Source organism: Antarcticimicrobium luteum (genome assembly GCF_004358185.1).
Classification (GTDB): Bacteria; Pseudomonadota; Alphaproteobacteria; order Rhodobacterales; family Rhodobacteraceae; genus Antarcticimicrobium; species Antarcticimicrobium luteum.
Window position 1 is genome coordinate 109,197 of the sequence record NZ_SMUV01000066.1, and the last position, 12,079, is coordinate 121,275.

Annotated in this window: 11 protein-coding genes; 4 read left to right on the forward strand and 7 right to left on the reverse strand. The window is 66.0% G+C overall.

Annotation, left to right across the window (positions count from 1 at the left end; genetic code table 11):
* Nucleotides 1-9: 9 nt before the first annotated feature.
* A complete protein-coding gene (gene zapE / locus E1832_RS12120) occupies nucleotides 10-1,071 on the forward strand; it encodes a cell division protein ZapE (protein ID WP_133360019.1) in 1,062 nt (353 codons plus the stop codon).
* Here zapE and E1832_RS12125 read toward each other — a convergent pair.
* The 6 genes from E1832_RS12125 to E1832_RS12150 form a co-directional block, all read right to left on the reverse strand.
* Entirely contained in the window at nucleotides 1,068-1,565 is a 498-nt protein-coding gene (locus E1832_RS12125; RefSeq protein ID WP_133360020.1) for a GFA family protein, read from the reverse strand. The two genes, zapE and E1832_RS12125, sit on opposite strands and share 4 nt — an antisense overlap.
* A 57-nt stretch (nucleotides 1,566-1,622) precedes the next feature.
* Nucleotides 1,623-2,906: a bifunctional folylpolyglutamate synthase/dihydrofolate synthase gene (locus E1832_RS12130; protein WP_133360021.1), complete on the reverse strand. Its 1,284-nt coding sequence runs from the start codon at nucleotides 2,904-2,906 to the stop codon at nucleotides 1,623-1,625.
* Nucleotides 2,907-2,928: 22 nt separating this feature from the next.
* Nucleotides 2,929-3,234, reverse strand: coding sequence for a monooxygenase (locus E1832_RS12135; RefSeq protein ID WP_133360022.1), 306 nt, complete (start codon nucleotides 3,232-3,234; stop codon nucleotides 2,929-2,931).
* A 42-nt stretch (nucleotides 3,235-3,276) separates the two neighbouring features.
* On the reverse strand, nucleotides 3,277-4,242 hold the full coding sequence (gene accD, locus E1832_RS12140) for an acetyl-CoA carboxylase, carboxyltransferase subunit beta (RefSeq protein ID WP_133360023.1): 966 nt from the start codon (nucleotides 4,240-4,242) through the stop codon (nucleotides 3,277-3,279).
* Between the two features lie 63 nt (nucleotides 4,243-4,305).
* Nucleotides 4,306-5,193 (reverse strand): CPBP family intramembrane glutamic endopeptidase, encoded by an 888-nt coding sequence (locus tag E1832_RS12145; protein ID WP_133360024.1) that lies wholly within the window; start codon nucleotides 5,191-5,193, stop codon nucleotides 4,306-4,308.
* On the reverse strand, nucleotides 5,186-8,314 hold the full coding sequence (locus tag E1832_RS12150) for an ABC transporter transmembrane domain-containing protein (RefSeq protein ID WP_133360025.1): 3,129 nt from the start codon (nucleotides 8,312-8,314) through the stop codon (nucleotides 5,186-5,188). The genes E1832_RS12145 and E1832_RS12150 overlap by 8 nt, the downstream gene beginning before the upstream one ends.
* A 366-nt stretch (nucleotides 8,315-8,680) precedes the next feature.
* Between E1832_RS12150 and E1832_RS12155 the strand changes: the two genes are divergently transcribed.
* From E1832_RS12155 to E1832_RS12165, 3 genes are all read left to right on the forward strand, one after another.
* A complete protein-coding gene (locus E1832_RS12155; RefSeq protein WP_133360026.1) occupies nucleotides 8,681-9,451 on the forward strand; it encodes a hypothetical protein in 771 nt (256 codons plus the stop codon).
* Nucleotides 9,452-9,516: 65 nt separating this feature from the next.
* Nucleotides 9,517-10,278: a DUF6478 family protein gene (locus E1832_RS12160; RefSeq protein ID WP_133360027.1), complete on the forward strand. Its 762-nt coding sequence runs from the start codon at nucleotides 9,517-9,519 to the stop codon at nucleotides 10,276-10,278.
* Between the two features lie 11 nt (nucleotides 10,279-10,289).
* Nucleotides 10,290-10,667 (forward strand): hypothetical protein, encoded by a 378-nt coding sequence (locus E1832_RS12165; protein ID WP_133360028.1) that lies wholly within the window; start codon nucleotides 10,290-10,292, stop codon nucleotides 10,665-10,667.
* 74 nt (nucleotides 10,668-10,741) lie between these two features.
* Here E1832_RS12165 and E1832_RS12170 read toward each other — a convergent pair whose 3' ends face one another.
* Nucleotides 10,742-12,079 (reverse strand): S41 family peptidase, encoded by a 1,338-nt coding sequence (locus E1832_RS12170; RefSeq protein ID WP_133360029.1) that lies wholly within the window; start codon nucleotides 12,077-12,079, stop codon nucleotides 10,742-10,744.

The window sequence follows — 12,079 nt, forward strand, 5'->3', positions numbered from 1 at the left end:
GCTGCGCCCATGTCCGATTTGATCGCCCTTTACAACGACCGGATCGCGCAAGGCGCGTTGCACCACGACCCCGCGCAGGAGGCCGTCCTGCCCGAGCTGGAGCGCATCCGCGCCGCCCTCGCGCGACCGGCCAAACGCGGGTTGTTCCGCAAACCGCCGCCGCCGCCAAAGGGGCTCTATCTCTGGGGCGGGGTCGGGCGCGGCAAGTCGATGCTGATGGACCTCTTCGTCGACGCGCTGGGGGACATCCCCGTCCGCCGGGTGCATTTCCATGCCTTCATGCAGGAGATGCACACCGCCATGCACGCGGCGCGCAAACAGGGCATCGAGGATGCGCTGATGCCGGCCGCCGAGGCGGTGATCAGATCGGTCAGGGTGCTGGCCTTCGATGAGATGCAGATCACCGACATCACCGACGCGATGATCGTTGGCCGGCTGTTTCAGGCGCTGTTCGACGCCGGGGTGGTGGTGGTGACCACCTCCAACCGGGTGCCGGACGCGCTGTACAAGGATGGGCTGAACCGGCAGCTTTTCCTGCCCTTCATCCAGCTCATCAAGGAGCGGATGGAGGTGCGCGAGCTGACCAGCCCCAACGACTACCGGCAGAACCGGCTGGAGGGCGCGCCAGTTTATTTCACCCCGATCGGACCCGAGGCGCGCGCGGCGATCCGCGCGGTCTGGGCCGATCTGGCCGGCGGTCCCGCCGCCGAGCTCGCGCTGGAGGTCAAGGGCCGCCGGGTGGTTCTGCCGGAATATCGCAACGGGGTGGCACGGGCGAGCTTCTATGATCTGTGCGGCCACTACCTGGGGCCGGCCGACTATCTCGCCATTGCCGGGGCGGTGCGGGTGCTGGTCCTGGAAGACATCCCGCGCCTGTCGCGGACAAATTTCAACGAGGCAAAACGCTTCGTCACCCTGATCGACGCGCTCTACGAGGCCAGGGTGCGGCTGATCTGCTCGGCCGCGGCGGAGCCGGAAATGCTTTATGTCGAGGGCGAGGGCGTGTTCGAGTTCGAACGCACCGCCAGTCGGCTGCGCGAGATGCAGGACAAGGACTGGGGCCAGAGCTAGACCCCGCCGCGCCCGATTTCCTTAACAGACTCCAGCACAGTCGGTTCAATCGCCTCGCCCGCCAGCGTTGCCGCATGTTCCGAAAACGTGTTGTAGCCCGCCGGGATCAAAGTGCCGCGCGCGGCCGTTCCGGTGAAAATATGTTTGGTGTTCTCCGGCGTCATCGGGAACCAGCCGGGATCGTCAAAGGTCCCGGCATAAACGCCGAGGCGATCGGGCCAGCGCGCAAAGGTCAGATACAGCTTGGTGCCGCAATCGGGGCAGAAATGCACATAAACATCCTGCCCGCTGCCGGTCGACACATGGGCATAGCAGCGCGGTTCGCCCTGGATGACCGAGAAATCACCGCGATTGAAGATCGGTTCGACCATGTGATCGCTGCCTGTCGCCTTCTGGCAGAACTGGCAATAGCAGACCGTCACCCAAAGCGGCGGCTGCGACAGCTCATATCTGACGCGACCGCAGAGGCAGCCGCCCTGTTGCTGTAACCCCATGGCACCCTCCAAACTGACCGATCGGAAGGATAGCAAACTTTCCGCCCTTTGACCGGATCAGCCGTTCTCGCGCAGGACCCCACCGGCCAGATAGAGCGAGCCGCAGATCAGGATGCGGGCGCGCGGGTGGTCACGCGCGATGGTCTGCACCGCTGACAGGACGCTGCCAGCCTTGCCCGCCTGCATCCCCACCGAACGCGCCGCCGCCGAGGTGTCCGCGGCGCTCAGCGTATTGGCCTCGCCGGGGATCGACACTGCGGTCAGGCTCTGCGCCTGCGCCGCCAGCGGGCGCAGATATCCGGTGACATCCTTGGTGTTCAGCATGCCGCAGACCATATGCGTGGGTCGTTTCGGAAGGCTGGCCAGATGCGCGCCCAGCGCAAGTCCGGCGGCGGGGTTGTGGCCGCCGTCAAGCCAGAGCTCGGCCTGCGGCGCGGCGTCGACAAGCGGGCCGGTCTTCAGCCGCTGCATCCGCGCGGGCCACTGGGCCTGCGTCATGGCGGTCTCGCAGGCGGCCTCGCTCAGCCGCAGATGGCGCAGCGCGGCCAGCGCGGCGCCGGCGTTCTGGATCTGATGCGCGCCGGGCAGGTTGGGCAGCGGCAGGTCGAGCAGCCCGCGCTCGTCCTGATAGACCAGCCGGCCGCGTTCCTCGGAAACATGCCAATGCTGACCATAGGCGATCAGCGGCGCGCCGAGCCGGGCGGCCTGCGCCTCGATCACCTCCAGTGCCTCGTCCTGCTGCGGGCCGACGATGCAGGGCACACCGCGTTTGATGATCCCGGCCTTTTCAAAGGCGATTTTGGCCAGCGTGTCGCCGAGGAACGCCTCGTGGTCGATGGAAACCGGGGTGATGATGCTGAGCGCCGGCTTGTCGATCACATTGGTGGCGTCGAGCCGCCCGCCAAGCCCCACCTCCAGCAGGGTGTAATCGGCGGGTGTGCGGGCGAAGGCCAGCAGCGCGGCGCAGGTGGTGATCTCGAAATAGGTGATGCTGCCGCCGCCGTTGGCGGCATAGCATTCATCGAGCACGGCGGTCAGGTCGGACTCCGAAATCAGCGCGCCCGCGACGCGGATACGTTCGTGAAACCGCGCCAGATGCGGCGAGGTATAGGCATGCGCCGTCAACCCCGCGCCCTCGAGTCCGGCCCGGATCATCGCCTGGGTGGACCCCTTGCCATTGGTGCCGGCGATATGGATCACCGGCGGCAGGCGGCCCTGCGGATCGCCCAGCGCGTGCAACAGCCGCCAGACCCGGTCCAGCGTCAGGTCGATGATCTTGGGGTGCAGCGCCATCATCCGTTCGAGGATGACGTCCGACGCCGCGGGGGTCCGGGTCTGCATCAGGGTCTGGCCTGCTTGCGGATCAGAGCGGCGCGCGGGTGATGTCGGACAGCACGCCGTTCACCTCGAAGCTTTGCGCATTGATGCCGGTGATGCCGAAGGCCGCCAGCCGGGCCGAGTGCTTCTCGGTATAGGCCGCCGCCGCCTCGGGCGTCTGGAAGACATAGATGCCGCCGGCGCGTCCGGTCGCCTGGTTCTCGGTCCAGATTTTCCAGACCAGACCGGTTTCGCCGGCGATGTCCCGGGCCAGATCGCCCATCGCCGCTGTCATATCATCGCCCCAGGGGCCGGAATAGGGAAAGTCGAACTGAACAAGGGTGAAGGCCATGATCTGTCTCTCCTGACGGGGGAAGGGGCCGATGGTCCGGCCCTATTTGGATGTGGCTGGTTTGGGTTTGGGGTCGTTTTCGGACTGTTTGGCCGGTTTGGCGGCCTCGGCGGGGGGGCTTTCCGGTTCCGGGGCGGGCAGGTCGCCGCGGATCGCAGGCGGCAGGCCCAGCAGCATCCGGGTGATGGTGATCAGCTCGTCGCGCATCTCGGTGCGTTTGGTCACCCGGTCCAGCATGCCATGATCCAGCAGGTATTCGGCGCGCTGGAACCCCTCGGGCAGCTTTTCGCGGATGGTCTGTTCGATCACCCTTGGCCCGGCAAAGCAGATCAGCGCGTTGGGCTCGGCGATCTGCACATCGCCCAGCATCGCGTACGAGGCGGTGACGCCGCCGGTCGTGGGATGAGTCAATACCACGATATAGGGCAACCCCGCCTCTTTCAGCATCTGCACCGCGACGGTTGTGCGCGGCATCTGCATCAGCGACAGGATCCCCTCCTGCATGCGGGCGCCGCCGGCGGCGGAGAACAGGATCAGCGGGCGTTTCAGCTTTACCGCATGTTCCGCGGCGGCGATGATCGCATTGCCCACATACATGCCCATGGAGCCGCCCATGAAGGCGAAATCCTGCGCCACGGCCACGATCGGGGTGCGGCCCATCTCGCCGAAGGCGACCAGCATCGCCTCTTTCTCGCCGGTGGATTTCTGCGCCGCCTTCATGCGGTCGGGGTATTTCTTCTGATCGCGGAAATGCAGCGGGTCGGCCACCGGCTCGGGCACCGCGATCTCCGAGAACACGCCGCCGTCGAACAGCGCCTTGAACCGTTCGCGCGGGCTGATCGCCATGTGATGCCCGCAATTAGTGCAGACATTCAGGTTATCGCTGAGTTCCCGGTGAAACAGCATGGTGCCGCATTCATCGCATTTCTGCCAGAGATTCTCCGGCATCTCCCTGCGCGAGAAGATCGAGTTGATCCGCGGGCGGACGTAATTGGTGATCCAGTTCATGTCGGGTCCTCTGGCAGGCGCATGCACGCTGCGTCAAATAAGGCCCATGGCGGCCAATTGCAATCAACGCCTGATGGCGATGCGGGCCACCAGCCAGGTCAGCACCATCAGAACAAAGTCCACCGCCAGCCAGGCGCGCATCAGTCCGGTATCGGCCGAGGAGAACGGCAGGATGAAGAGCGACAGACCGTTAAGGCTCTCGGGCAGGGCAAAAATCAGCAGCGCCGTGATGTTGTTGAAGAAGTGGACCGCGATCGCCGGACCCAACGTGCCCGCCCGCGCCGTCAGATCGGCCATCAGCAGACCGAAGCAGCCGGCCCAGATCGCGACCAGCCCGGCGTTGGCACCGGCCTCGGCCGGAACGAAATGGCCCAGCGCGAACAGCGCAGAGGGCAGGATCAGCCAGACCGACGGATGCGCGAACCGCGCCGCCAGCGCCTGTTGCAGGTAACCGCGAAACAGGATCTCCTCGGCACTGGTCTGGATCAGGATCGCCACAAGCGCCAGCGGCAGCAGGATCAGCCAGCGCGCGACCGGCAGATTGGGCACCAGCGGCACGCCCATGTCATAAGGCGGCAGGATCAGCAGCGCGAGGCCGAGCAGCACCAGCAGCCGCAGCACCCGCCAGAACTGCGTCAGCGCCAGGCCCGGCATGCCGATCAGCCCCAGCGGCGCGCGGCGCTGCACCAGATGCGCGGCGGCGAACACCGCAACGATGACAAAGCCGAAACTGCCCAGCAGGACCAGCATCGGGCCGGGCCGGTGCCCGGTGGCCAGATCCGCCGCCCAGCCGATTGGCGCGGCGCTATAGACGACAGCCTGCAACGCCGCGTTCAGCCCGAACGTGATAATCGCGATCAGCACCAGCCCCGCCAGCAGCCGCCAGATTTCGGCCCGCTTCCGGGCCGGTGCGACCAGGCTCTCATGCGCGGCATAGGGACGATCAGTCATCGAAATACTCGTTTAGCGTATCCAGCTCGATCGGCACGTTCTTCGTCCCCGCGTAATCGGCCAGATTGATCTGCGCGGCTTGCAGCAGTTCGGTCGCCCCGGTCAGATGCGCCGCCACCGCCTCGAGCAGGGCCAGCGCCACCGAGGCATCGTTCTCGATCACCGCGCGAAACTCTTCGGCGCCGATGCGTAAAAAGCGCGTCGGCTCCACCGCCACCAGATTGAGAAAACGCTTGTCGCGGGTGATCACCGCCAGATCGCCGATCAGCCGTCCCGGTCGCACGAAAGAGACCGGCGGCGTCCCTGACTCGGCGGTCGGCCAACGCAGCTCTGCCAACCCCTCGAGGCAGAGATAAACCGCGTCGGCCGGCTGGTTGTGAGAGAATACCACCTGATTCGGCGCCGCGTCGTACCATTGCGCCGAGAACGCCAGCAGCCGTCGGTTGCGCTGGCTGAGCCGCCCGAACAGGTCGTTGGCCGACAGGATCGCCAGCTTGCGGCTCAGATCGTCCGAGACGCCGTCGCCCTCTGCCGCGACGGGGGCCTGCTGCGCGCCGCCGTCGATGCGGCCGTTGTGGATTTCGACGAACATGTCATAGGCGTCGGGATTGGCGAACTGGTCCTCCATGAAGATCAGGATCGAGTTCGGCAACAGCTCGCGCAGGCGCTCGCGGGTGCGGTGGCGGCTTTCGGCATCGTGGCTGGCCAGAACGTTGTCCATGATCAGGATATCGGGCCGCTTGATCCCCGCCCGGTTGAAGGCCGCCCGCTCCTGGAACACGGTGGGCAGGTTGCTGCCCCCCAGCCCGGCGCGCAGATCGTAAAGGATCGCAACGACCCTGTGGCGCAGGCCATTGTCGCTCAGAACCTCGGCCACCAGATCCTCGATCTCCTCGGCCTTGGCCCCCGCCATCATCGACACCCGGCCAAAGATCGCATTCTCGATCACCGACAGGCGGGGCACATAGGTCTCCGGGCCGACCGGCATGAACATGTCGCTGAGCCGGTCGCGCAACAGCGCGCCGCGGCTTCGGCGGATCGACAGGATCTTTTCCTTGTACTCGTCGGGGAAATTGGGGCCGATCTGTTCGGCGGTCAGCATGAAGGGCACGATCAGCAGCACTGCCCGCTCTTCGGGCGTGAGCCTCTCGGTGCCGCGCCGCCGCGCCCGCGCCGCGATCTCCGAGACGCGGCGATACAGATCCTCGTCCAGACCGAGGTGGAGGAACAGCGGATGCTGGGTTCCGTCCTTGCCAAAGGTGCGGTTCAGCGTGTCGATCACCCCCATCGAGACTGCGATCGCCTCATCCGCCAGCCCCTGTTCCTGCAGCATTTGCAGGAACCGCTTTTCCCGCGCCAGCGTCTCGGGCAGAATCTCGCGCACGGGCGTGGCGAACAGCAGGTTGCCCGCCAGCGGCAGCGCCGGATTGAACCGGTCGGGATCGAGGGTATAGACAACGTCATCGAGGCCCCGCTCGTGCAGTTTTCGGCGGATCTCGGGGCGCAGGGCGACAATCTCGCGCGCCAGCGCGGGATGCTGCTGCGGATCGAATTTCGACCGCAAGGTGCGCCGGAACATGATCTCGTCGATGCCCATCGCCTCGACCAGCTTGAACCACCAGTCGCGCACCTCTCCCCCGTCCGACAGACCCGCGATCTCGGGGTCGACCCAGTCGGCGTCCAGCGGATCGGCGCTGTTGCCCGCGCGCGCGGCTTCGATCGCGTTGCGGTCATGGGCATGGGCATGGGCCGGGCGGGCGGCATCCCGCGGCCGCATCTTGAGCGGCATCAACAGATTGTCGCCCAGCGTACCGTCGAACAGGTAGGGGCGCGAATTGGCATAGCCGATGCGCGCCGCGATCACCGCCTGATGCAGTTCGTTCAGCGGATGCCCCGACAGCACGATCTCGCCCCGCGTCGGCAGGGCTTCGCGCACCAGCAGTTCGGCCAGCGCGGTCCGTTCGATCGGCTTGTCGCTCTGGATGGCGATTCGGGCGCGGGGCGGGATGACAAGGTTGATATCCTCCAGAACCGTGTTGCCATCGGGATCGCGCACCGTGACGTCGCGCAGCTCGATCTTGCCGAACAGATGCGGCATGCTCGACGGCTCCCCCTCGAACAATTCCTCTGGAATCATGTTCCTGGGCGCAAAACGTTCCGTCACCACATCCCAGCGCAACGACATGTCCTGCACCTGGTTGTAATAGGTCAGCAGCTCCTTCCAGGGCGAGCTCAGGTCCTTGTAGGCCGACAGCGCCGCCACCAGTGCGCCGACGGTGATGTCGCCCTGAATCGCCAGATAACCACCCGCCGAATAGAACATGAAGGGCGTCAGATGCCCGATCATGTTGTTGAGAAATTTCATAAAGAATTTCTTCTGGTAGATCTTGAACCGGATCTCGAACAGCCGGCCCAGCCGGTCGGTGATCATCGCCTGGCGGTAGCGCCACCCGCCATTCGCGCGCAGGTCCGAAATGCCCGCGGCGCTCTCGCCGATTTCCGTCGACAGCCGGCGCACCTGCACGATGCGCTCCTTGTTCAGCAGATTGATCTGACGCTGGATCATCGGGATCAGCCAGGCCTGCAGCGGAATCAACGCCACCGAGGCCAGTCCGAACCAGACGCTTTGCATGAACAGAAAGGCGACGATGGTCATCATCTGGCCGAACTGGAACACCGGCTGGGCGATGGCATCGCCCATCAGACCGCCCATCGGTTCGGCCTCGGAGGTGATCATCGACACCAGCTCGCCCTGACTGGTGGTGCGGAAAAAGGGCATCGGAAACCGCAGCATCCGGCTGATCAACGTATAGCGCAGCCGCCGCAGCATGCGTTCGGACAACACCCCCTTGCGGGTGTTGATATGCATCTTCATCAGCCCGCCGATCACCACCGTCGCCAGAAAGGCGGCGCAGAGCACAAAGAGATACTGCACCTGGTTCAGCTGGAACCCGTAGAGGTCGACCAGCTCGGACCGCGCGCCGATGGCGTCATTGATGATGCGCTTGGGCAGTTCCAGCGAGGCGTAGAGGAACGGAAAGGACACCAGCGTCAGAACCAGAAGCCAGAGCTGCTGACGCTTTGAGTATTTCCAGATGAACGAAAACAGCGTGGGTTCCATCATCCGGCCCTTGCCCGAGAAAACTCGCCCCGCCGCAGAATGGCTCCGGCACCGCGGGCCGTTCGACGGTAAACATTGGCTTACGCGATTACAAGACAACGGCAGCCGGCTCCGTCGTGGCGGCGACATCCGATCCCGTCGCGGCCGCGGCCGCTTCTCCCTTGTTCCACCACCGGCCCGCGGCTATTGCCTTGTCTATCAGACAGGGAGGCCCGACATGCTCAAGCGCCGGTTCGGCAACTCGGAACGGCCCGGCCGGGGCGCAACCAGGGCGCTGGGGCGCGGCCGGCCCGGCGTTATTCTCCGGTGCGGCGGTTCGCACCGGGGCCGAGACATTGTCGGCACCTGCCGGCGGGGTCGCAACGAATGACCCCAAGATCCCTGAAAATGCCGGTCTCGGCGCTTGGCCTTCTGCTCCTGTCCGGATGCGGCGACGCGGGGTTTCCCTTCGGCGCGCTGCCCGATCAGGCTACCCAGGCCGAGCTGGCCGGCGGCGCGATCATGGTCCAAGCGCCGCCCGGCTATTGCGTCGACAAACAGGCCCTGCGGCGCGCCCCGCGCGGGGATTTCGCCCTTCTGGCGCGCTGCGACACGCTGGGAATCCGCGGTTTCTTTCCCGGTCGCCGGCTGGCGCTGATCACGGTGACCACCGCACCGCAGGAGGCCGGGGCGCCGCCCCCGAACCTCGACGACCTGGTTCAGTCGGTCGCTCCGGCAACGGTCATCGAAACGGGCGCGGCTGGCGATCTGCCGATGGTCCGGCTGGACATGCCCGGCGGCCCGATCGAAGGAATTGCGCCGCAACACTGGCGCAGCGCCTTTGCGCTGAACGGGCAGCTTGTGGGGCTGGCGCTCTATGCGCCCGAGGGCGACGCCGCCCCGGAGGTCGACGGCCCCGACCTGCTGAGCGAACTGGCGCGGCGCACCCGGCGGGCCAGCCTGCGGACGGGCGAGGAGCCCGCCGCGGAGGACGTCAAGCGGGATGACGCAAGCCAGGACAACGCCACTCCGGAGACCGCCAGCGCGGACCCGGAAGAGACTGCGACAGAGCCGGCGCCGGACACCGGCACCGACGGCGGGACAGGCAAGGGAGAATTTATTTCCCCTTTCAAACTGATTGGCGGTTTGTTTGACTGAGCGGCTTTCGCTAAGCTGAGCGGGAGCAAGACAACTTCGCCCTGGGGCGAGCGAAGGAACGGGACATGGGCAGGAGACTGGATCGGCTGCTTCACGGGCGCACCCTGCGCAGGTGGCGCCGGATGGCGAAAAAGGCCGACGCAAGCCGTCTGTCCGACCTGCGCGAGCAGCGCAACCAGGCGCGCCAGCTTCGCACCCATCTCGACCGGCTGATCCATGTCGCCGATGGGCGGCTGGCGCTGCCACAGATCGGCACCTCGTATTTTCCGCGCCCGCATGGCACCGACTGGGCCTGGCGTCCCGAGCTGTGGCGCGGCCCGCTGCCAGTTCCGGGGCTAAGCTCGGTGGCGACAAAAACCCGGCTCGACGATGAGGTTACGCTGTTTCACGATTGCACCGTCTCGGAGCTGACCCTGCGACAGCTGCGCAACACGCGCGAAGAGGATCTGGCCCCCTTTGGTCTGCGGATGGATGTGTTCCGGTTTGACGGCTCGTTCCTGTCGCTGGTGATCGACCTGCCGGAGACCGCCGCCGAGGGCATGACGCGCGATCATATCCTGCGGGTGGACACCATCATCGAGACCGAGAAACCGCTGGAGATCTTCGCCCGGCTGAACATCCGGCACGGGCCGAACACCGAACAGATCGTGCGCGAGCTGCCGCTGGACGAGGAACAGGTGAAGGTGGAGTTCGACCTGGCCTATTCCCGGCTGAACGAAAAGCGGATCGAGAAGATCTGGCTCGACCTGATCTTTGAGGCGCCGGAGATGAATCAGGTGATCCTGCGTGATCTGACCTTTTCCCGCCGGCGCCGCGCCGCGCTCTAGGAGGCCCTGATATGAGCGACCTGACCCTGACCAAGATCCGCCTGCGCAACCGCCGGTGGGAGGGACGTCTGACCGGCGCGCCGGCGGGCGGCCCGCGCCCCGAGATCGCCGTCACCTATCTGGACACGCCCGTGACCGGCGTCGTGCTGAGCGAGGGGCCGGAGGCCGGCAGCTGGGATCTGATCGTGACCATCCCGGACGAGGCGGTGACCGACGGCGTCCACTGCTTTGTGATCCTGGATGCCGCCAGCGGCGCCAAACTGAGCGATTTTGCCGTGATCGCGGGCGAAGCGATCACCGACGACCTGCGCGCCGAGGTGGAACTGCTGCGCGCCGAGCTCGACATGCTAAAACGCGCCTTCCGCCGCCATTGCCTGGAGACGATGTAGGCGGGCGCGCCGAGGCCGGTACGGAAAAGGGCCGCGCATATGCGCGGCCCTTTGTTTTTGCCCTGTCCGGGCCGTTACTTTTCGCCGCCCAGCGCCACCAGCCCCTTGAGGATGTCGATGGCGTAGGCAAGCTGGTAGTCCTCGTCGCGCAGTCGCGCGGCGGCCTCGGCCTTGGCGCGGTCCGCCTCGATCTGGCGGATCTCGTCCTCGGTCAGGCTGTCGTTGTTCAGCCGTCCGCGCAGATCGGCCTCGGACCGGGCGCGGGGCCGCTTCGGCGCGTCCTCTTCCTCGGCCGCGGGCTGGCGGCGCGGCTGTGCCACCACGATGTCGGGCGATACGCCCAGCGCCTGGATCGACCGGCCCGACGGCGTGTAGTAACGCGCCGTAGTCAGGCGCATCGCGCCATCGCCGCGCAATGGCATCACCGTCTGGACCGAGCCCTTGCCGAAACTCTTGGTGCCCACGACGATGGCGCGGCGGTGATCCTGCAGCGCGCCGGCGACGATTTCGGACGCCGAGGCCGAGCCGCCATTGATCAGCACCACCATCGGCTTGCCCCCGGTCAGATCGCCCGGGGTGGCGTTGAACCGCTCGCCATCCTCCGGGTTGCGGCCGCGGGTCGAGACGATCTCGCCCTTTTCGAGGAACGCGTCGGAGACCTTGATTGCCTGGGTCAGCAGCCCGCCGGGGTTGTTGCGCAGGTCCAGAACCACGCCGTTGACCTTGTCGATACCGCCGAGGGCCTTGACCTGTTCAACCAGACCCGCTTCCAGGTTCGGCATGGTCTGATCGTTGAAGGTGGTCACCCGCAGCACCACGGTTTCGCCTTCGGTGCGGGCCCGCACCGCGGTCAGCTTGATGGTGTCCCGGATGATCGAGACGTCGAACGGCTCATCCTCGCCCTCGCGCACCACGGTGATCACGATCTCGCTGCCCACCGGGCCGCGCATCAGTTCCACCGCCGCATCCAGGGTCAGGCCCAGCACGCTTTCGCCGTCAACATGGGTGATGAAATCGCCGGACTCGATCCCGGCCTCGTCGGCGGGGGTGCCGTCGATCGGCGAGACCACCTTGACGAAGCCCTCTTCCTGCGTGACCTCGATGCCGAGGCCGCCGAACTCGCCCCGGGTCTGCACCCGCATGGCGGCGGCATCCTCCGGCGAGAGATAGCTGGAATGCGGATCGAGCGAGGACAACATGCCGTCGATCGCCGCCTCGATCAGTTCGGCCTCATCGACCTTTTCGACATATTGCGAGCGGATCCGCTCGAAGATGTCGCCGAACAGATCGAGCTGCTCGTACACGTTGGTGTTGCGCGCACTCTCTTCCGCCAGCAACGGCCCGGCCACCTGTGTGGTCGCCACGATGCCTGCAAGCGTGCCGCCGATTGCGGCCATCACGAATCTCTTCAT

Excerpts from the sequence above, each read along its gene's own strand:
- accD (WP_133360023.1), bottom strand. The coding sequence starts at position 4,242 with ATGAACTGGATCACCAATTACGTCCGCCCGCGGATCAACTCGATCTTC.
- zapE (WP_133360019.1), top strand. The coding sequence starts at position 10 with ATGTCCGATTTGATCGCCCTTTACAACGACCGGATCGCGCAAGGCGCG.
- E1832_RS12130 (WP_133360021.1), bottom strand. The coding sequence starts at position 2,906 with ATGCAGACCCGGACCCCCGCGGCGTCGGACGTCATCCTCGAACGGATG.
- E1832_RS12145 (WP_133360024.1), bottom strand. The coding sequence starts at position 5,193 with ATGACTGATCGTCCCTATGCCGCGCATGAGAGCCTGGTCGCACCGGCC.
- E1832_RS12160 (WP_133360027.1), top strand. The coding sequence starts at position 9,517 with ATGGGCAGGAGACTGGATCGGCTGCTTCACGGGCGCACCCTGCGCAGG.
- E1832_RS12135 (WP_133360022.1), bottom strand. The coding sequence starts at position 3,234 with ATGGCCTTCACCCTTGTTCAGTTCGACTTTCCCTATTCCGGCCCCTGG.
- E1832_RS12155 (WP_133360026.1), top strand. The coding sequence starts at position 8,681 with ATGACCCCAAGATCCCTGAAAATGCCGGTCTCGGCGCTTGGCCTTCTG.
- E1832_RS12125 (WP_133360020.1), bottom strand. The coding sequence starts at position 1,565 with ATGGGGTTACAGCAACAGGGCGGCTGCCTCTGCGGTCGCGTCAGATAT.
- E1832_RS12170 (WP_133360029.1), bottom strand. The coding sequence starts at position 12,079 with ATGAAGAGATTCGTGATGGCCGCAATCGGCGGCACGCTTGCAGGCATC.
- E1832_RS12165 (WP_133360028.1), top strand. The coding sequence starts at position 10,290 with ATGAGCGACCTGACCCTGACCAAGATCCGCCTGCGCAACCGCCGGTGG.
- E1832_RS12150 (WP_133360025.1), bottom strand. The coding sequence starts at position 8,314 with ATGGAACCCACGCTGTTTTCGTTCATCTGGAAATACTCAAAGCGTCAG.